Source organism: Cupriavidus plantarum, from assembly GCF_905397285.1.
GTDB classification, from domain to species: domain Bacteria; phylum Pseudomonadota; class Gammaproteobacteria; order Burkholderiales; family Burkholderiaceae; genus Cupriavidus; species Cupriavidus plantarum.
Map to the genome: position 1 here is coordinate 205,408 of NZ_CAJPUX010000006.1, position 18,274 is coordinate 223,681.

The 18,274-nt window shown below is 64.3% G+C and carries 16 protein-coding genes, 1 tRNA gene and 1 pseudogene; 6 read left to right on the plus strand and 12 right to left on the minus strand.

Translation table 11 applies throughout. The annotated features are described in order from the left end of the window. Positions 1-5 precede the first annotated feature (5 nt). Positions 6-497 carry an SOS response-associated peptidase family protein gene (locus tag KHP16_RS23425; protein WP_211961245.1) on the minus strand — a complete coding sequence of 164 codons (492 nt, stop codon included), beginning with the start codon at positions 495-497 and terminating at the stop codon, positions 6-8. Between the two features lie 15 nt (positions 498-512). Beyond that, positions 513-716: a hypothetical protein gene (locus tag KHP16_RS23430; RefSeq protein WP_211961246.1), complete on the minus strand. Its 204-nt coding sequence runs from the start codon at positions 714-716 to the stop codon at positions 513-515. Between the two features lie 852 nt (positions 717-1,568). Between KHP16_RS23430 and KHP16_RS23435 the strand changes: the two genes are divergently transcribed. Continuing rightward, positions 1,569-2,996: an SEFIR domain-containing protein gene (locus KHP16_RS23435; protein WP_211961247.1), complete on the plus strand. Its 1,428-nt coding sequence runs from the start codon at positions 1,569-1,571 to the stop codon at positions 2,994-2,996. Between the two features lie 36 nt (positions 2,997-3,032). Here KHP16_RS23435 and KHP16_RS23440 read toward each other — a convergent pair. Then, positions 3,033-3,994: pseudogene (locus KHP16_RS23440) on the minus strand (phage portal protein). Positions 3,995-4,403: 409 nt separating this feature from the next. Between KHP16_RS23440 and KHP16_RS23445 the strand changes: the two are divergent. Both KHP16_RS23445 and KHP16_RS23450 read left to right on the plus strand, forming a co-directional pair. Then, on the plus strand, positions 4,404-5,729 hold the full coding sequence (locus tag KHP16_RS23445; RefSeq protein WP_211961248.1) for a hypothetical protein: 1,326 nt from the start codon (positions 4,404-4,406) through the stop codon (positions 5,727-5,729). After that, on the plus strand, positions 5,726-5,917 hold the full coding sequence (locus KHP16_RS23450) for a hypothetical protein (protein WP_211961249.1): 192 nt from the start codon (positions 5,726-5,728) through the stop codon (positions 5,915-5,917). Before KHP16_RS23445 ends, KHP16_RS23450 begins: the two co-directional genes overlap by 4 nt. Positions 5,918-5,989: 72 nt before the next feature. On the opposite strand, the gene KHP16_RS23455 is transcribed toward KHP16_RS23450, so the two are convergent. The 9 genes from KHP16_RS23455 to def all read right to left on the minus strand — a co-directional run bounded on the left by KHP16_RS23455 (position 5,990) and on the right by def (position 15,091). Beyond that, a tRNA-Phe gene (locus KHP16_RS23455) sits at positions 5,990-6,065 on the minus strand. A gap of 52 nt (positions 6,066-6,117) precedes the next feature. Beyond that, the gene (locus KHP16_RS23460; RefSeq protein WP_211961250.1) at positions 6,118-6,831 is read right to left on the minus strand and encodes a response regulator; all 714 of its coding nucleotides are present in this window, start codon (positions 6,829-6,831) and stop codon (positions 6,118-6,120) included. A gap of 54 nt (positions 6,832-6,885) precedes the next feature. Then, positions 6,886-9,348: a sensor histidine kinase gene (locus KHP16_RS23465; RefSeq protein ID WP_109582502.1), complete on the minus strand. Its 2,463-nt coding sequence runs from the start codon at positions 9,346-9,348 to the stop codon at positions 6,886-6,888. Beyond that, positions 9,345-10,268, minus strand: a complete 924-nt coding sequence (locus tag KHP16_RS23470) for a DUF4390 domain-containing protein (protein ID WP_109582501.1) — start codon at positions 10,266-10,268, stop codon at positions 9,345-9,347. The genes KHP16_RS23465 and KHP16_RS23470 overlap by 4 nt, the downstream gene beginning before the upstream one ends. A 9-nt stretch (positions 10,269-10,277) precedes the next feature. Next, the gene (rsmB, locus tag KHP16_RS23475; RefSeq protein ID WP_211961251.1) at positions 10,278-11,666 is read right to left on the minus strand and encodes a 16S rRNA (cytosine(967)-C(5))-methyltransferase RsmB; all 1,389 of its coding nucleotides are present in this window, start codon (positions 11,664-11,666) and stop codon (positions 10,278-10,280) included. Positions 11,667-11,832: 166 nt separating this feature from the next. Continuing rightward, a complete protein-coding gene (htpX, locus tag KHP16_RS23480) occupies positions 11,833-12,693 on the minus strand; it encodes a zinc metalloprotease HtpX (protein WP_211961252.1) in 861 nt (286 codons plus the stop codon). A 108-nt stretch (positions 12,694-12,801) separates the two neighbouring features. Continuing rightward, positions 12,802-13,482, minus strand: a complete 681-nt coding sequence (locus KHP16_RS23485) for a LysE family translocator (RefSeq protein WP_211961253.1) — start codon at positions 13,480-13,482, stop codon at positions 12,802-12,804. A gap of 86 nt (positions 13,483-13,568) precedes the next feature. Next, positions 13,569-14,573, minus strand: coding sequence for a methionyl-tRNA formyltransferase (gene fmt, locus KHP16_RS23490; RefSeq protein ID WP_115954108.1), 1,005 nt, complete (start codon positions 14,571-14,573; stop codon positions 13,569-13,571). Positions 14,574-14,584: 11 nt separating this feature from the next. Then, a complete protein-coding gene (gene def / locus KHP16_RS23495; RefSeq protein WP_109582831.1) occupies positions 14,585-15,091 on the minus strand; it encodes a peptide deformylase in 507 nt (168 codons plus the stop codon). 162 nt (positions 15,092-15,253) lie between these two features. Here def and KHP16_RS23500 point away from each other — a divergent pair, with 162 nt between their 5' ends. The 3 genes from KHP16_RS23500 to KHP16_RS23510 all read left to right on the plus strand — a co-directional run bounded on the left by KHP16_RS23500 (position 15,254) and on the right by KHP16_RS23510 (position 18,230). Next, positions 15,254-16,432: a LysM peptidoglycan-binding domain-containing protein gene (locus KHP16_RS23500; protein ID WP_109582496.1), complete on the plus strand. Its 1,179-nt coding sequence runs from the start codon at positions 15,254-15,256 to the stop codon at positions 16,430-16,432. Between the two features lie 109 nt (positions 16,433-16,541). Beyond that, the gene (gene dprA / locus KHP16_RS23505; protein WP_415831280.1) at positions 16,542-17,738 is read left to right on the plus strand and encodes a DNA-processing protein DprA; all 1,197 of its coding nucleotides are present in this window, start codon (positions 16,542-16,544) and stop codon (positions 17,736-17,738) included. 87 nt (positions 17,739-17,825) lie between these two features. Next, complete coding sequence (locus tag KHP16_RS23510; protein ID WP_211961254.1) at positions 17,826-18,230, plus strand: thioredoxin family protein; 405 nt, start codon at positions 17,826-17,828, stop codon at positions 18,228-18,230. Positions 18,231-18,274: the final 44 nt, after the last annotated feature.

Consider the following 18,274-nt stretch of genomic DNA (forward strand, 5'->3'; position numbering starts at 1 on the left):
CCGCTTCACGCGTCGGCCACGCCGAATAAATCGGCTGCGGGCGCGGCTTTTGAATACGCCCCGTCAGGCCATGCGCGCCATAAGCCGGCAACGGCAAACGCCGGCTCGTCACGAACCCATATCCGGTAACGAATCGACTTCGCTGGCTCCGCCTCGTAGTTCGGCTCATAGACAGCCGTCGCCGGCACCAGGCACAGTTGGCCAGCCTTCCACGCCCCGCTGAAGCTGCGTTTCTCGCCCACGGTCTCAGCTCGAGCATTGATGGTGTCGAAGTTCTTTGCCTTCGTGCCGGCCGGCGTGCTATCCACAATGCGCGCGCGCGGCACCATGCTGAATGTGGCGACAATGCTCTCTCGAGCGCCAGTGGAATCCACGCGCACGGTCGGCGCGGCGTAGTCGCGGTAGGTCTCCGGCTTCCAGTCAACGTCAGGCGGCGGCTCGACGCCAAACACGTCGCGCAGCAGCTGCCGCTGCGTGGGCCGGTAGTTCATGCACATGGTCTCTCCCTGTCATCAGCTGTTCCGGCGCCGCCGCGCTTCGCGCTTGAGTGCCCACGGATCCTGCAGGGCCAGCCTTGTCGGCAGCGAGTTACTCTGCGCGCGCCGCCGCCGCTCTTCCTCGAGGCAAGGCTCGCCCCGCAGCTCGCGCCGTAGCGCGCCAATCACGATATCCAGCGCCGTCGACTTGCCGCCCGACGCTGGTAGGCATGACAGCAACCGACCTGCGCGCCGAACGATGTTGTGTAGCCGCGCGATATCCCACAACAGCGCCCGCACCTCGGGCGATCGATTGCGCCGGTACAGCGCGCGCAGCTCGTCGGCCGACGGCCGCGCCGGATAGTGCGGATCGGCCTGCTGGCCAGCCTCAGATTACCTTTGCGGGGTAACTTCCCTTTTCCCTTAAAATCAACGGCTTAGAGTGAATTTATAGGCCGGGTTACCGAAGTTACCTTTTTCCCGATCCGACACCCGTCCATAGAAGCCCGGCGAGTCACAGAGCGGCTGGACGCGTGCGTTGCCTCGAGGGGCGCTGCCACCCCCTGCTAGGTGCTTCCACGGTGCGTAAATCCGCGTAAATGCATGCGCTCCGTTTTTCGGGCGCGGCACCAGCACTGGCGCGGCCGGACGGGGGTCTGGCCGGGTGCATAAACGCCACTCAATGAAGCGGGCGGGTGAGGCGGGGTATCAACCGCGCGCTGAGAGTCAAGGTCAGGGCGCCGTGCCGGAAAAGTTAGCGGAGGTGGCGGCAGCGACCGAGCGACTTGTGGAAGCGGAAACGAACAGAGGGGCTCTGAGCGCCTCTAGAGGGATTCCGGCACGATCAATCGGCGACTAGGTGAACGGTGTCACTTGCCGAGCCGCTAGGGCGCCATCGCCTAGCGCTCTAGCGATCTTCTCGCAGCCGATTGCATAGCTTTTGACAGCGCCGCGCTGAGCGCTGGCAACTTGTGCAATGCCCGCCTGCGTTCGAGAAACGGTGCGGTTTCCGATATCGCATGACGGGGCATACCGCGAAGTCATTTGCCCGGCGATAATATCCAATACCAAACTTGCACCGGAGATGCCGAAGTGACAACCGCAGCGCCGAAGCTATTTATCTCATACAGCTGGTCTAACGCTCTCCATGAGCAATGGGTCGTGCAACTCGCTGAAAGCCTGGTGGAGTCTGGGGTAGATGTACTGCTCGACAAATGGGACTTGCGCGAAGGACACGACACCATCGCATACATGGAGCAAATGGTCACCGATCCTGCTATCCAAAAGGTGCTGATCATTTGCGACGAGACTTATGCTCAGAAGGCGGACGGGCGCGATGGGGGCGTCGGCACCGAGACTCAAATTATTTCGAAAGGCGTGTATGAGAAGACTACGCAGGAGAAATTTGTCGCGGTAATCGCATCGCGGGACGCGGAGGGGAAGCCCTACCTCCCGACTTATTACAGTTCGCGAATCTATATCGATCCAAGTGATAACGATCGCTACGCATCCGAATTCGAAAAGTTGTTGCGCTGGGTCTTTAATAAGCCACTCTACGTCAAGCCAACTCTAGGAAGCCGGCCGTCCTTTATTGACGAGCCTGCTTCAATAAGCCTGGGTACAACTACGGTCTACCGCAGATGCTTAGATGCGCTAAGGCAAGGAAAGTCGTTCGCGCCAGGAGCTATCGACGAGTACTTTGAAATCTTCGCGGTCAACCTCGAGAGAATCCGACTAGAGAGTGATAGCACAGATGATGCGGTCGTGGAAAGCATCGAGAAGTTTATGCCTTACAGGAATGAATATATTTCGCTCGTTCAGACGATCGCACAGTACTCGCCAATCGATGCGAACGGCGAGAAGGTCCATCGATTTCTTGAACGTATCTACAGCTACACGAAACCAGCCGCTGGTGCTGTGGCCTTTAACACCTGGCAGTTCCAAAATTATAAATACATCATTCACGAACTGTTCTTATATACGCTGGCCGTGTTCCTTCGTCACGAGCGATTCCACCTTGCAAACGTTCTTCTAGAGCAACCGTACTATCTGCGCGCGGACGAGTTTCGCTCCGCGAGTGCCGCGAACTCGTACACAGAGTTTTATCAGTCGGTAGAAGCGTTGGAGCATCGAAAGAGGCGTCTGCAAAGCAATCGAATTTCACTACACGCCGATCTGCTGCAGGAACATGTGGCGCCGGGCTTTGACTTGCGCTATCTAATGCAAGCTGACTTTGTTGCATTCATGCGCAACGAAATAGTAGGTGGCGGGAGGCGCTGGTGGCCGGTGACGCTTGTCTACTTAGGGCGGCACCACGGCCCGTTCGAGATCTTTGCTCGGTCGGCCTCGAGCGCCTATTTTGATAGGGCGAAGGTCATCTTAGGCGTGTCGCGGAAGCAGGATATCGAGGCCCTCCTTCAAAAATACGAGACAGGCGATCGTCGCCTACCTCGGTTCGACTGGTCGGAGATCAACCCATCTGCATTGCTCGGCTTCGATGAACTCTGTACCAGTCGATAGCAGCGTTATAAGAACGTGCCGCGGTGACAAGCAACACTACGGGTTGTCATCGGCGCCGTTTAAGGTGTAGCTCCTGAACCGAACGACTGGTGCGCCAAGCCAGTCGTTCAGTTCCATAAGACGATCCTGAAGAGGCTTAACTTCGTTACGTGCAAAAGCTAGTGCGGCCTGAGCTGCATCGCCGAAGCCACCAGTGTTATGCGGGATGATGCCCATCAGCTGCGGCGGCACACGATGCGCGGCGAGCTGGTCGTCGCGCGTCACGTTCTTGATGTTCCAGAAGTCGTCCTTCGCTGCCACTTCCGACACCGGAATCAGCTGAATGCCCTCCATCTTGCCGTTAGGCGCGTACATGAACAGGTTGCCGGAATTGCTCGGACCTTTGCTGTTCTTCAACGCCTCGCGAAGCGCATCGACATACTCCTGCTTCTGCGCGGCGTTGGTCATGTACAGGATGAAACCGGCGTGACTGCCGTTCTTGTAGTAGCGCCTGCGGAACAGCGTCGCCGACTCGTTGAGCCACGTCGCATGGAGGGCGGAAAGGTATTCAGGCAGCCCGTACACCTCCTGATTGATATCGGGCTCCATCAGATGAAAGTCGCTGCCGCGCTTGAACTCGTGCGTGTCCTGCCAGTTCTGCACGAAGAAATAGCGATCGAGGTCGATGCCACGGCGCATGTATTTTGCAAGGGCAGGCTCCAGCGAAAGCGGTCGGCCTAGCGCATTGTCACGGCGCTCCAGATACCCGCTGCCGAAGACGATAAAGTCCTGCACCCAGCGTGCGAACGCCGTGCGCGACAGCAGCCACTGCGCTTATGAACGTCGACACGAGGATGTTGCGCTTTACGTAGATGGGCGAGCTGTTATGCAAGGCGGCGGGAAAGGGTGCCAGCCAGACCGTTTTCAATCGCTCGCCGCCACGCTGACGACTCGGTGTCGTCCGGCAGCTCGCGGCGATCGAGCACCGCGCGGGAGGCGGCGAAGCTGAACGCTCTCATCGGTGCCGAAGCAGGGGCCGGTGTCGCCGCCGACCGAGCGTGTCTGATCACGTCCGGCGTGCTGCTCCCTTCTTGCGGGCCACTACAGCCCCCTCATGATATTGGCGGTAGCCACGCCTTCGAGCGGTTCGTATGCGATGGTGTCAAGGGCAACAAATGCTGAGGCGCAGCCCTCTTTCCTTCTGCGTAGAACATCGTTCTCAGGCATGCCGCTCGACCGGTCTCTGGGAAGCGCTCGTCGTGCGAGGAGCCCTCCGCGAACCCTATCGAATCAATCGATCTCGCGTGCCATTGCTATTGATTGCTCCGCCTCTTTGCAATTATCGCGCGCATCGAAATCCAATAGAAAGTGCTATGAATTTCTCGATGCGGACACACAATTTTCACATCTTTTGCTTTTATAAAATTCATGTTCCACAATGCGCCGAAATTGTTTTGGTGGGGCGTGAGCATGACGTGCGAAGTGGTGGTGGCGAATCGGATGGGTGTTGCGCTGGCTGCGGATAGCGCGGCGACTTTCAGTGATAGGGACCAGGACGGGATGGGGAGGGAGACGTACACCTTTGGCGCGTGCAAGATCCAACAGCTCTCGTTTGTAGCGCCTGTCGGCATCATGTTCTTCGGAGCAGCTGAGCTATGCGGCGTATCGTGGGAACTGATTGTGAAAGCGTTCAGAGCTTCCTTGCGTCGCACGACGATGTGCACGCTTGAAGACTACGCGACGGCCCTTGTACGCTTCGTCGAGGGTAACGACGCTCTCTTTCCGACGGAACAACGCTTGGCGTTGTTCAGGGCGATGGCCGTCAGATCTGTCAGGAGTCTTCTTGCCGAAGTGCAAAGTCAGCAGGAGACAGGCGCGGTCGGAAGCAGCCCACCTGCGGTCTTGGCTCAAATCAGGGAGACCTTGCAGGGGCACATGCTTCCGTTCGGTTGCTCGGAGATGGATTTGCGCAAGACTATCGATACCCACATGGCGTGGCTGTCGGGAGACTGCGTAAAAGAGGCGGCGAACACCGAGGAGCTTCGGCTGGTAGCGCGGGAGCTCCCTCTGGGCAAGCTATGCGAGGCAGCCGTGCGAAACCTTTATGTCAACTTCCGGACCATATCTGGAGCGCCTCCGACCGGTGTTGTGCTGGTAGGTTTCGGCGACGAAGATGCGTTTCCTGGCGTGCTGGAGTTGCAATGTTACGGCCTTGGATTCGACAAGCTCATCACCGCTGGTCGAGGAAGCGTGAAGAAGAAAGTGGACCATCGAAATAGCGTTTGCATAGAGGCATACGCTCAGACCGACGCTGTGGAATTCTTCGTGGGAGGCTATACCAATCAGATCAAGGAGACTATTGGTCGCGCATATCGCCAGCATGTCGGCCGTTTTGCCGACGCGGTCATGGATGCGACCGGAGGCGCTTCCGATATTGAAGAACTAGTCGGCCGCTCCGCTGCCGACTTCGAACGCCAATGGTCTGAAGAGCTGATTCGTGGCAATCTCGAACCACTCCGCGCAGTCGTCGAGGGCATGTCACTGGAACAGCTGGCCGAACTGGCCGAGGCATTGGTTATGCTCGAGGCGTTCAAGGAACGTACCACGCGACGTACTCATTCGGTTGGAGGTCCCGTAGACGTTGCCGTCATTACAAGATCGGAGGGCTTGGTCTGGATCAAGAGGAAACACTACTTCGGTTCCACACTCAACTACCGATTTTTCCACCGACAGTTCGAGGAGCAGATGACATGAGCTATGGCCACAACCCATATCAACAGGAAAACGCGGGCGAGTCTCTTTCCAACCCTCCGGGAAGACCCAGAACACCAGCAGAGAAGTACGATGAAATGATGCGCCGGCGCGCCTACTTCCAGCAACGGATCGCCGAGTACGACGCGACTCGCGTGGAGCCTGAGGAGCCCGCTTACGTGATGTGGTGATACGAGACGCCACAAGACGCCCCCAGACTTCCAAAACAAAAACGGACGCCGAAGCGTCCGTTTTTTTAATGCTGGTGGCCTGGGACGGAATCGAACCGCCGACACAAGGATTTTCAATCCTCTGCTCTACCGACTGAGCTACCGGGCCAAAGAAGCGAAACTATATCAGCGCTTTTTGAGGTGGTCAAGCGTTGCGTGCTTCACTGTTCGGTGGGCTCGGGCTTGTTGCGGCCCAGTTCGACGCCGAGCTGTTTGAGCTTGCGGTAGAGGTGGGTTCGCTCGAGGCCGGTTTTTTCGGCTACGCGCGTCATGCTGCCGTGTTCGCGCATCAGGTGGTATTCGAAGTAGGCGCGCTCGAAGAGGTCGCGGGCTTCGCGGAGGGGCATGTCGAACGAGAAGTGCATCTCGGCTTCCGGTACGCGGGTCGCGTTGCCGTTGGCCGTGGCATCGGTCGGCGCTTCAGCCGGGGCCGAAGGCGATGCGGTGTCGGGCGCTGCCGTCGTGGCGGGCGCGGCGCTGACCGCGGCCGGTGCCGCGCGCGGGCGTTCGATGCCGCGGGCGAGGCCCTGCTCGACGGCGGACAGCAGCTTCTGCAGCGCGATCGGCTTCTCGAGGAAATTGAGCGCGCCGATCTTCGTCGCCTCGACGGCGGTGTCGATCGTGGCGTGCCCGGACATCATGATGACGGGCATCGTGAGGTAGCCCTGCGCCGACCACTCCTTGAGCAGGCTGACGCCATCGGTATCGGGCATCCAGATGTCGAGCAGGACGAGGTCAGGCGTGCTGCCCGCGCGATACTCGCGTGCCTGTTGCGCGTTCTCAGCCAGTTCGACCACATGGCCTTCGTCGCTCAGGATTTCCGAGAGCAACTCCCGAATACCCATTTCGTCATCGACTACGAGGATGGTTGCCATACTTGCCCTCTTAACCCCACCATGGCGCCGCCACGATGAGCGGAACCTGATTGACTATGCCAGTTTAACGAACAGGATCGAGATCTGTGCTCCGACGATCTCGGCGCCTTCCATGCGGTTCCGCAACTCGATGCGGGCGCCATGTTCGTCAATGATCTTCTTCACCATCGCAAGCCCAAGGCCAGTGCCCTTGGCTTTGGTGGTCACGTACGGTTCGAACGCGCGACTCAAAATGCGTGGCGCGAAACCCGGTCCGTTGTCCGCGATGGAGAGCTTGACGGCCTGCCGGTCTTCGCCGGCAGAATCTTTGTATTCTACAGTCTCGGTCCGGAGAGTGATATACGGCGCCGCCCTGCCCGCCGCGACGTTATCCGCGACCGCATCCTGCGCATTCTGCAACAGGTTGTGGATAACCTGCCGCAGTTGTGTCGGATCGCCCTTTATTTCAGGTAATGCATGACCCAGCGCCGGATGAATCACGGGGTGTTCGTGCACGGCCGGATCGTCGATGCCGTACAGATGCAGCACCTCTGACACGAGCCCATTTAGCTGCAGCAACTGCACCACGGCCGGCGGCGTGCGCGCGTAGTCGCGGAAATCGTCGACCATGCGTTTCATTGCCGCTACCTGGTTAACGATCGTCGCGGCCCCGCGCTTTAGGACGTCCGCGTCGGTTTCTGCAAGTTTTGGTGACAATTTCATTTGGAGACGCTCGGCGGACAGCTGGATCGGCGTCAGCGGATTCTTGATCTCGTGCGCCAGCCGGCGGGCCACCTCGCCCCAGGCGATCGAGCGCTGGGCCGAAATCACGTCGGAAATATCGTCGAAGACGACCACGTAGCCAGGTTCGTCACGATTGGCCGCGGGCAGCCGCGCGCCGCGCACCAGCAGCGTGAGCGGCTGCTCTTCGTCGCCCTGCGGGAGCTCGATCTGCTTCTGCCAGTGCTGCGCGCCGCCCAGCACCTCGCTCGTGTTCTGCTCGGAAAACGCCTGCCGGACGATCTCGCCGAATTCAGCCAGATTTGGAATCTGATCGAAACACTGACCGAGCACGGTCGCGAAAGGCTGCCGGAAGATGCGTTCCGCGCCGGGGTTCGCGGTCAGCAGCACGAAGCGGCGGTCGAATACGAGCACCCCCGCCGTCAGGTTCTGCAATACGCTTTCGAGGTACGCCTTCGATTGCTCCAGGGCGGTGCGGTTCTGCTCGACCGCCAGCCGCGCATCGGCAAGCTGACGCGTCATCTGGTTGAACTGCTGCGTGAGCATGCCGAGTTCGTCGCGGCTCTTGAGCTCGCGCTTCGGCGACAGATCCCCCTCGGCCACTTCCTTGGTCCCCTGCAGCAGCATCAGCAGCGGCCGCGCGAGCTGCCCACCGAGCAGCAGTGCGAGCATCACGGCGATGAACACGGCCAGGAACAGCGTGAGCGTCAGCGTGCCGATATACATCTTGCGCAGGCCCGTGCGGCCCAGCGCCTTCTCCTGATACTCCTGATAGGCGCGCTGGACTTCGTCCGCATTGCGGGCGAGCGCGGCCGGTACAGGCTGGATGACCTGCAGATAGCGCTCCTCGCGCAAGGTGTCGCCGACGAGCCCGAAGCCCGCGGGCGGCGCATCCTCGGGCCGCCGTTCGACCGACAGCCCCGAACCGGCCCACTTGTCGCGTGTGGGTCCGAGCGCGACGCGCGGCGGCCGCTGCGCGGCCGTGCCGCTCGCGCCGTTGACCTGTGTCCCGGAGGCATCCTGCTGCTGCACCGGCGCGACGCCGAGCGGAATGATCACGCGTACCCGATACAGCGGCGTCCCTTCGACGTGACGGGTCCCCGCACTGGCCGGCTCGGTTCCGCCTTCCACAGACGCGTACCCGCCCGCGAGACGCGCCTGCTCCGCCAGCGCACCGGACGGCAGGTCCGGCACCAGCGACGCATAGCTGCTCGATGCGGTGGCCAGCACGCGGCCGTTGCCGGTGAAGATCGCGGCCTCCTGCACGCCGTACTGCTCGCGCAGACGGTTGAGCTGGAGCGACGTGGCCATGCCCGACGAGCCCGTGAGCTGATCGGCCATCGACCGCGCGCGGCTCTGCACGTCGCTGAGCGTGCTGTCGATGGTGGTGCGGCCCAGATTCAGCCCCGCTTCGAGCGCGGTTTCCACGCGCACGTCGAACCACGATTCGATACTGCGCGAGACGAACTGCAGGGAGACGAGGTAGATCAGCACGCCGGGCAGCACCCCCACCACGCCAAAGAACACGGCGAGCTTGGTCATCAGCCGGGTGCCGAACTTCCCCCGGCGATAGCGCAGCCACAGCGTGAAGGCGAGCGCGCCGATCGTCAGGATCAGCAGCACCCCGACGACGAGGTTGATCTTGAACAGCAGCGTGAAATAGCGATCGAAGAACTCGGTGTTGGCCGACGCGCCAGCCAGCAGCCCCACGAGCACGAGCGCGAGAAAGACGATGATGCTTGCCACGATGCGATACAGCACGCGGCGGAACTTGCTATCCCAGAGACTCCCCTTCATGGCTGGCTCGCGGACGGCTGGACGAGCTGGCTCGGGGACAGCACGGTGGAGACGGTTTGGGAGAACGGCGTGCGCGCATCGCTATTGCTGGCCGCCGGCGCGGAGGCCGACGCCGGCACCGAGGCGGGCGCCGGAGACGAGCCCGGCGATGGCGAAGACGGCAGCGAAGCCGGGGGCACCGAAGAGGCGGGAGGCGAGGCCGGTGGCGAAAGCGGCGGCGATGGCGGCGCGATGGGCACTACCGGCTGCGCCTCCGGATTCGTCGGCACGGTGTAGTTGAAATGCCGCCATTCGGACGACAGGTTCCACTCGCGCGTGTTCACCGCATTGATCTGGAACGGCTTGGGCAATTGCGACAGGTCGAGACGCATGCGCACCTGCGCCTGATAGGTTTCGCCCGGCTTCACGGCATTGCGTTCGAACACGCGCCATCCACGCACCTGCTGGATGAACTGCAGCGCGCTCTTGAGCCGCGTGAACGGCAATTGCAGGCCGCCGGTGGAGACGCGGTACTGGCGCGTCAGCGGCTGGTAGGACAGGCGCACGCTGCGCGTGGTGTTGACGGGCTTGTCGTCGAACCAGTACCAGCGAGGCCGCGTGAGCTGGAACTCGACGACGAAGTACAACGAGATGCCCTTGTGGAGCGCATCCTCGAGTGCCGGGGGCAGATCGAAATCGAATGACGCGGCGAGGTCGAAGCCGCCGTCCTGGTATTCGATGCGATTCTCGGTGGTTTCGATCAGCTGCGCATCGCCACGACCGGGATGGCACAGCAGGGCGAGCAGCAGCATCGTCGCCACGAGCCACCAGCGCAGGGCCTGCGCACACGTGGCCGTGGCGGCCTCCCCCGCTCTCGCGGAAAGCTCGCGCGCTGCGTCGCCATGGGCACGGAGGACGGACAAGCGCGGCGAGCTCGGCATCGGTCTGGGTCAGGCGCGTTTCTGGAAGCGGGCGTAGTAGAAGCCATCGTGATCCGATGGCAGGCTTGCCTCGCCGGCAGCCGTCGCGGTATCCACCGCGGTGCCGCCGACCGGTTCAGGCGCCTTCACGCCGGGCAGCAGTTGCCCCGGCGCCTGCAATCGTATCGCATCTGGTAGCTGCGCACCAAACCAGAGCGCCTGCTCTTCACCCTCCGTTGGGAAAATCGAACAGGTTACATAGACGAGAATGCCGCCAGGCTTGAGCAGGGGCCAAAGCTGCGAAACGATGCGACGTTGCTCGTTGACGAGCTTGCCGATATCTGATTCGCGCCGCAGCCAGCGAATATCGGGATGCCGGCGCACGATGCCCGACGCGGAACATGGCACATCCGCGAGAATGCGATCGAACGGCTGGCCATCCCACCAGTCCTTCGGACGGCTCGCATCGCCGGTGATGACGTTGGCCTGCTGACCGAGCCGGGCAAGGTTGTCGTGGATGCGCGCGACGCGCTGACCGTCGCTCTCCACGGCCGTCAGGTCGATATCGGCGAGCTCCAGCAGATGGCCCGTCTTGCCGCCGGGCGCCGCGCAGGCGTCGAGCACGCGCATGCCATCGGAGACCTCGAGCAACTGCGCGGCCAGCTGCGCGCCCGCGTCCTGCACCGACACGTCGCCTTCCGCAAACCCGGGAATCTGCGAGACGGGAAACGCGCGCACGAGCCGCACGGCCTGCGGGCCTACCTGCACCCCGGCGAGCCCCGCATTGGCGAGGCGCGTCAGATAATCCCTGACCGTGCCGCGCGCGGTGTTCACGCGCAACGTCATCGGCGGCCGCGCATTGACGCCCGCCGCAAGCGACGACCATTGATCGGGATACGCGTCGCGCAGCATGCGGAGCCACCAGTCCGGCAGGTTCCAGCGCGCTTCGTCCTCCTGCGCGATGCGCGCGAGCAAGGGCTTGCGCTCGCGCAGGAATCGGCGCAGGACCGCGTTGACAAGGCCCCGCGCGTGCGCGGTCTTGGGTTCTGAGGCCGCCGCGCTCACAGCCTGGTCCACTACCGTGAAATTGCTGTAGCCGCGGCCCGGCTGATCGGCATCGGCCTGCTCGCCATCGAGCAGCAGCGCGAGCGCGACGGCTAGCAGCGAATCGACGAGCGCGCCGGGCGGCCGCGTCACGAGGTGGGTGACCAGCGCGCGCGTGGCACCGAACTGGCGCATCGTGCGATAGGCAAGATCCTGAATGGCGCCGCGCGTGGCGGCATCGCGCACACGGTCGAGCCGCAGGTGCGCGGCGGCCTCGTCGATGGCCTGCGGCAAGGCGGTGCCTTCGTTGACGCCGCGTACCGCGGCAGCGGCGCCAAGCATCTGGAAGGCGAGTGAATCAGGTTGCAGGCGCATACGAACGAAAACTCTGAAAAGCGAAATCCCGGCGACATCTCGGCGAGATCGGGGTGAAAGCGGAGGGCCCGGTGGCAAAAAGCCCGCCGGTCCGAAGGAACACGGCGGGCAGTTTACCCGTTGGCGTGCATGCGCCGGATTTTACGCCCCGGAAGCGGGGCTGGCATCAGGCGGGGTAGCTCCCCGTCTGCGCCATCTGCATCAGGCGCGCGATGCGCTCTTCCGTCGCCGGGTGCGTCGAGAACAGATTGGCGATGCCGCCGCCGGCCAGCGGGTTCATGATCATCATCTGCGCGGTGGCCGGATGTTCCTCGGCCGCCTGGAACGGAATGCCCTGCGCATAGCGATGGATCTTGTCGAGCGCGCTCGCGAGTGCCTGCGGATCGCCGCTGATCTCGGCACCGCCACGGTCCGCCTCGAACTCGCGTGCGCGCGAGATCGCCATCTGGATCAGCGATGCGGCCAGCGGCGCGAGAATCGCCACCGCGATGCTGGCGATCGGGTTGGTACGGTTGCCGTGCTCGTCGCGGCCGCCGAAGAACATCGCCATGTTGGCGAGCGCGGAAATCGCGCCGGCCATCGTCGCGGCGATGGTGGACGTCAGGATGTCGCGGTGACGCACGTGCGCGAGCTCATGCGCCATCACGCCGCGCAGTTCGCGGTCGGACAGTACGCGCAGGATGCCCGTCGTGGCGGCCACAGCGGCGTTCTCGGGATTGCGGCCCGTGGCGAACGCATTGGGGGCGTCCTCGTTGATCAGGTACACGCGCGGCATCGGCAAACCCGCGCGTTGCGCGAGGTCCTGCACCATGCCGTAGAACTGCGGGGCGGTGCTCGCGTCGACTTCCTGCGCGTTGTACATGCGCAGGACCATCTTGTCCGAAAACCAGTACGAGAAGAAGTTCATCCCCAGCGCGATCAGCAGCGCCATCATCATGCCGCTGCGTCCGCCGATCATGCCGCCGATGACGATGAACAGCGCCGTGATGGCGGCCATCAGCATGAAGGTCTTGACCCAGTTGAACATGGCAGTGAGCTCCGTGGAAATCGTCAACGCGTCAATTACGCGTTCCCCCGTTAGATAGGGTCAGACGCCGGGAAATTCAATGTTCCTTGCAGGGTTTTACGCGTCCGCTTAGCGGGGCAGCAGCGCGAGACGCGCGCCCAGGCCGATAAAGGCGGCTCCCACGACGCGATCGAGCCAGCACTTGAGACGTGGCGCCTCGCTGACGCGCCGGGTGAGGGTGCCCGCGAGCCAGGCGACGAGCGTGTTCCAGATTGTGCTCATGACGATCATGATCGCGCCGAGCACGAGGAACGCCGCCGCCTGATGCCCGGCTTTCGGGTCCACGAACTGCGGGAAGAACGACAGGAAGAACAGGATGACCTTCGGGTTCAGCACGTTGGTCAGGAAGCCCTGCATGAACAGCGCGCGCATGCTGCGAGCGTCCCGTGCGCGGCTGGCGCCGGCCGTCGCGGGTGCCGGGTGCTCCGCCGCGCGTTGGGCGAGATTGGCCCGATTGGCGCGAAATGTGGCCGCGATCATGCGCAGGCCGAGCCAGCACAGATAGGCAGCGCCGGCGTACTGGATGATGGAGAACGCCAGCGGTGACGCGGCCAGCAGCGCGGTGAGCCCGAAGGCCGTCGCCAGGGCATGCACGCAGCAGCCGGCGCTGACACCGAGCGACGACATCACCCCGGCCGCGCGGCCTTGCGCGACGCTGCGGCCGACGATATAGGCGGTATCCGGGCCGGGCGTGACATTGAGCAGGAATACCGCGCCGACGAAGAGCGGCAGGTCAGTGATGCCGAGCATGATGAAGGCTACATGTGGGCCATGAAGGTGCGTCCGGCGATTATGTCCCGCCCGCGAGCGGGTGGCGCCGGGTTAGGCGGAACCCTCTAGGCGTGCGCAGGCAGCGCGCAGCGCGTGCCGGGCACAAGGGGCATCGCCTGCAGGAACTGCTGCGCGGGCTGGCGGCGGCCGCCGGGCTTCTGTAGCTCCGTCACCTGGAGCGCGGTGCCATCGCCGCAGGCGATGATCACGCCCGCCGCGTCGGCGGAGAGCACCGTACCGGGGGGATGCGGCGACGGCGACTCGCCCGCGGCAAGCGGCACGGCCTGCCAGCACTTGATCACGGTGTCGCCCACCTGCACCGTGGCGCCGGGGAACGGGTTGAACGCGCGCACCTGTTGCGCCAGCGCGGCCGCTGGCCGTGTGAGATCGAGCGGCGCCTCGTCCTTGCCGATCTTCTCGGCGTAGGTAATGCCTTCCTCGGGCTGCGGCGTCGCGGTGAGCGCGCGTCCCGCGGCGAGTTCGCGCAGGGCATCCACGATCAGGCGGCCACCCATCGCGGCCAGCGCGTCGTGCAGCGTGCCCGTCGTGTCCAGCGGCCCGATCGCCACGGTGTCGCTCGACAGCATCGCGCCCGTGTCGAGGCCTTCGTCCATCTGCATCAGCGTGATGCCCGTCTCCGCATCGCCTGCCTCGATCGCACGATGGATCGGCGCGGCGCCACGCCAGCGCGGCAGCAAGGACGCATGAATATTGAGGCAGCCGTATCGCGGCAGCGCCAGCACCTCGGCCGGCAGGATCAGGCCATAGGCGGCCACGACCATGACGTCGGGCGCGATCGCCGCGAGGGTATTCACCGCGGCGCCCGCTTCTTCGGGGTACTTGCCCTGACGGCGGAGCGAACGCGGCTGCAGGACAGGTCCAAGCTGGTGGGCCACGGCGAACTGCTTGACCGGGCTCGCCTGCAACTGCATGCCCCGGCCGGCGGGACGATCGGGCTGGGTCAGCACGGCCACCACCGGAAAGCCGGCGGCATGGATCGCCTCGAGGGCGACGCGTGCGAATTCGGGCGTGCCCGCAAAGGCAACGCGCAGGGGCTGGGTCTGAGTCATGCGGCCGGCGCTCACATCCGCGCGCGTCCGCGCTTCTGGAGCTTGGACTTGATGCGGTTGAGCTTGAGCGGCGACAGGTACTCGACGAAAACCTTGCCCTTCAGGTGGTCCATCTCGTGCTGTATACATACAGCGAGCAGTTCGTCCGCATCGAGTTCGAAGGTTTCGCCCTTCTCGTTCAGCGCGCGCACGCGCACGCGGTCCGGCCGCTCCACGCGGTCGTAGACCTCGGGCACCGACAGGCAGCCCTCTTCCCAGACCTTGCGGTTATCGCTGGCCCAGACGATCTCCGGATTGATGAAGACCTGGAGCGCATCGCGCGTCTCCGACAGGTCGATGACGATCACCTGCTCGTGCACGTCCACCTGCGTCGCGGCGAGGCCGATACCGGGGGCCTCGTACATGGTTTCGGCCATGTCTTTCACGAGCTGGCGGATGCGATCGTCTACCACTGCGACGGGCTTTGCCACGATGTGGAGACGGGGATCGGGGTAGGTCAGGATGTCCAGTTTTGCCATGATGCTCGGGCGCAACGCCAGCTGCGTGCAACGGAGCCGTCGCGTTGCGGCGACGGATGTTTCCATGCAGAATCGGGGCGCTAGTACAAAAATTCAAGGCGCGCCGCAGCAGGCACGCTCTATCCAGGGTCAATCCGGTCGTCACGCCGACCGGTCAGGAAAATGCGCGATCTTACCAAAGAACAGGCGGCGTTCGGCCGCAGGCTGCACGCGTTCACCTTCGCCATACTGAGTGCCGCGGGCGTCACAGCCACAGCGAGCATGGGCGTCAACGCCGCCGAGCGCGCGGTCACGCCGACGCAGCAGGCCGAAGCGGACCGCACCGCTCAACAGGGTATTCCCATCGCAGAACTCGCACAGGACGCACCGTCGCAGTACACGGTACGCCGCGGCGACACGCTCTGGGGCATCTCGGGCCGCTTCCTGCGCCAGCCGTGGCGCTGGCCCGAGCTGTGGGGGATGAACAAGCAGCAGGTTCGCAATCCCCACCTGATCTTCCCGGGCCAGATCCTGTACCTGGTTCAGCGCGACGGCCGCGCGTTCCTGTCCACGACGGCACCCGGCGGCGCGAACAGCGACACCGTGCGCCTGTCCCCGCGCGTGCGCGGCGACGACGCCGAGGGCGGCGCCATCCTGACCATCGCGGCCAAGGACATCGAGCCGTTCCTGATTCGACCGCTCGTGGTGGACGAGGGCACGCTCGCGACGTCCGCGCGCCTGGTGGCATTGCCGGAGTCGCGCGTTTACATGGGCCGCGGCGATTCGGCCTATGCACGCGGCATCAGCGCCGAGGATGCCCGGGTCGGCAGCGACTGGCAGGCCTTTCGTCCCGTACAGCCCGTGAAGGATCCCGTGACGCAGAAGGTCATCGGGTACGAAGCCGAGTATCAGGGCAACCTGCGCGTGACACAGGGTCCGCAAGGCCCCGATGCCGTCACGACGGTGGAGGCCACGGCCGCGCAACAGGAGATCGGCATCGGCACGCTGATGCTCCCGCAGCCGCCGCGCGAGCTTGTCCGCTATGTCCCGCATGCGCCGGAGGTCGAGATCGACGCGCGCGTGGCCAAGGTCTATGGCGGCGTGCAGTACGGCGGCGCCAAGCAGGTGGTGGTGCTCAACGTCGGCGGCAACGCCGGCCTCGAGCCCGGCCACGTGGTGGCGCTGTCGCGCGATGGTGGCCAGGTCAAGGACAGGACCGAGAACAACCGCCTGATCACGCTCCCGGACGACCGTTACGGCCTCGCCTTCGTGTTCCGTGTGTTCCCGGGCATTTCATATGCGCTGGTCACCGACGCGTCGAACACGATCATGGTCGGCGACCGTGCACAGACACCGCACTGAGCCTCCCCGCTGAGCATTCGCTGAGCACCCAATGAGCATCCCAGCGATCGCCCGGCGGGCACACCGCCGCCGGGATTGACCGCCAACCGGTAAACCGCTTCTCCCCTGCGTGACGCGTGACTTTCGCGCGGACCTGCCCGCGCTCTCCCCTCTCGCACCTTCCGCCCCCGATCCCGACGCCGGCGCCCTGACGGACGCCGAGGTCGCGGCGTGGCTGCGACTGTCCGCGACACCGGGGCTCGGTCCCGTGGGGGCCCGGCGGCTTCTGGCCGCCTTCGGTCTGCCCGAGCGCGTGCTGGCGCAGGATGCCGCGCGCCTGGGGGCGCATGTGCCCGCGGACGTCGTGCGCGCGCTGCTGGCCCCGCCGGACGACGCGATGGCGGTGCTGATCGACCGCACACTCGCGTGGCGCGACGCGCCCCACCACCATCTGCTCACGCTCGCCGATGCCGCGTACCCGGCAAGGCTGTTCGATCTGAACGATCCGCCGCCGCTGCTGTACGTCAACGGCCACCTCGATACCCTCGCACGGCCCGCGCTGGCCATCGTCGGCGCGCGCAAGGCCACGGATCAAGGCCGCCAGGACGCCGAGTCCTTCGCGGCCGCCTTCTCGCGGGTCGGGCTCGCGGTAATCTCGGGGCTGGCGCTGGGCGTGGATGCCGCCGCGCACGCGGGCGGCTTGAGCGGCCCCGGCGGTACCGTGGCGGTCATCGGCACGGGAGCGGACATCGTGTACCCGGCGCGGCACCGCGACCTCGCACACGCTGTGGCCGCTCACGGGGTGATCGTGAGCGAGTTTCCGCTGGGTACGCGCGCAGTGGGTCATCACTTTCCGCGGCGCAACCGCATCATTGCCGCCCTGTCGCGCGGCGTGCTCGTCATCGAAGCGGCCGAGCGGTCGGGGTCGCTCATCACCGCGCGGCTAGCGGCCGAGCTTGGCCGCGAGGTCCTGGCGGTGCCCGGATCGATCCATTCGGCACTTTCGCGCGGCGGGCACCGCCTGATCCGCGACGGCGCGCGGCTGGTCGAGGCCCCGGCGGACGTCTTCGAAGAGTTCACCGACTTGAATCTGCCCCCGGCTGGCACCACCCTAGTGGCCGCAGGTGACGCGGCGGGGCGTACCCAGTGCAGCGATACGCTCGGTGCCGCGCTGGCCTATGATCCGGTGACGCTGGACGACATCTGCGCCCGGAGCGGGATGCGCCCGGATACCGTGGCAACCGCACTGCTCGAACTGGAACTGGCGGGCGCCGTGGAGCGTCTACCGGGAAATCGCTATCGGCGTTGCAGCCAGATCGGACGGTGATGCGGGACGGGATCAAGGAGCGAGTTTGCCAAGCCCCGATACAATGTCTCGCATTGTGTGCGCCAGCAGGCTCATGTTTACATCGCCATGACCGTTTACTTCCCCGAGCGGGATGCCGCCGCCCTTCGCCGGGCACTTCAGGATCGTCCGGACGGACGACTCGTCGCATGCCTGTGCGCGGCGTGGTGTGGCACCTGCAAGGAGTACGAGGCTGGGTTCGCGGCGTTGGCCGCGCGCCACCCGGCCGACTGTTTCGTCTGGATCGACATCGAAACCCATGCGGACTATCTGGGGGAAGACGTCGATATCGAGAATTTCCCGACGCTGCTGGTGCAGCGGGTGGCAGGCGGGCAGCCGGATTTCTACGGTACCGTGCTGCCGCACCTGGAAGTTCTGGAGCGCATGCTCGCACGCGGGTCCCGCATGACGGCCCCTGCCGCGGACATGCCAGAAGTGCTCGAGTGGTTGCTTGGTACGGACGCCGCGCGTTAGGAAGCGCGGCCCGACGGGTGTTCGAGGCTGGCCTGGGCTGGCTT